The organism is Sulfitobacter sp. HI0129, from assembly GCF_001635395.1.
Classification (GTDB): Bacteria; Pseudomonadota; Alphaproteobacteria; order Rhodobacterales; family Rhodobacteraceae; genus Sulfitobacter.
Genome location: NZ_LWGH01000729.1, coordinates 1 through 1,451 on the forward strand (window position 1 = coordinate 1; position 1,451 = coordinate 1,451).

At 63.8% G+C, this 1,451-nt stretch carries 1 protein-coding gene; it reads left to right on the forward strand.

Going from position 1 to position 1,451, the window contains the following annotated elements; genetic code table 11:
- Positions 1–1,216, forward strand: a 1,216-nt coding sequence (locus A3764_RS18060) for a flagellar hook protein FlgE (RefSeq protein WP_067951887.1), incomplete at its 5' end; no start/stop codon positions are given.
- Between the last annotated feature and the right edge of the window lie 235 nt (positions 1,217–1,451).

The following is a 1,451-nucleotide window of genomic DNA, read 5'->3' on the forward strand; positions in this document are numbered from 1 at the left end:
CAACACCGACGGCTACCGGCGCAGCTTCGTGCAGATGGTCACCACCAGTACGCTGAGCCAGAACGGCACGGTGGCGCCTTCGGGCGTGCGCGCGGTGCAGGGCTCCGAGATCTCGACCGAAGGCGCGCTGCGCGCCACCGACCAAGCAACCGACTTGGCAATCGGCGGGCCGGGCTTCTTCGTGGTCTCCAAGCAGCCGAACGAGACCAACGAGGCGAACTTCATGCTGACCCGGGCAGGCTCCTTCCTGCCCGACGAGAACGGCAACCTGCGCAACGCCGCGGGCTATTACCTCGCGGGCTTCCCGTACGATCAAACCGCGAGCCTCGGAATGATTGATCGCAACCAGTTCGGCGATCTCAAGACCGTCAATCTGGGCAGCCTGTCGCAGACCGGCTCGCCCACCGGCGCGATGACGATCAGCGGCAACATCCCGGCCCAGCAGACCGGCCTGGCGACACCTGGCGAGCCCTTCCTGAGTTCGGCGGAGTATTTCAGCCCGCTGGGTGCCGCGCAGCGGATGCAGTTCTCCTGGCAGCCCGGCGCGGTCGACGACCAATGGACCCTCAGCTTTAACGGCGCCGACGGTACCCAATACGGCAACGTCACGGTCGATTTCCATGACAGCGGCCCGCTGGCAGGGGCGCCGCGACAATACTCGAACGCAACCACCACCGCCAATCCCCCGGCGAACTTCGCGTTCAATGCCGGAACCGGGGTGGCAGCGTTGACCATCAACAACGGCGCAGTGCCACAGAACTTGGCAATCAACATCGGCGCGCCCGGGACCTATGCCGGCATGACCCAGTTCGCGGGCGACTACTCGCCGCTCAAGATCACCGCCGACGGTGCCGAGAGCGGGGTGCTGGTGCGGACCGAGATCGACGAGCGCGGCGACGTCTACGGCGTGTTCGACAATGGCAGCCGCAAGCCGCTCTACAACATCCCGCTGGCCGAGGTGGCCAACCCCGACGGCCTGCTCAAGGCCGACGGCAACGCCTTCCTGCTGTCCCGCTCCTCGGGCAAGTTCAGCCTAAACCAGGCGGGCGAGGGATCCACGGGATCGTTGACGGCGGGCGCGCTCGAGAGTTCGAATGTCGAAGTGGCTCAGGAACTCACCGACCTGATCAGCACCCAGCGGGCATATTCCTCGAACGCCAAGATCGTGACCACCGTCGACGAGATGCTCGACGAGACGACCAGACTGAAGCGCTGACGGGGGTTAAGCCAAAAGAGGCAGAAATAGGCGTTCGCGGTCGCTGTCTGGCCGACTAACCAGGTCTCCATGACAACCTCCGTGGCACCTGATGGTTAAACTCTGGTCTCCTTTGCGATGCTCCGTGCCAAGTCGGATATTGCTGTCGCGTTGCCCTTTAATCTGAGACGCGACGCGTTCGGCGACAATTTTTGCCCTTAATTGTGAGATACGGCTGTCATGGGGCCCCTGTTTC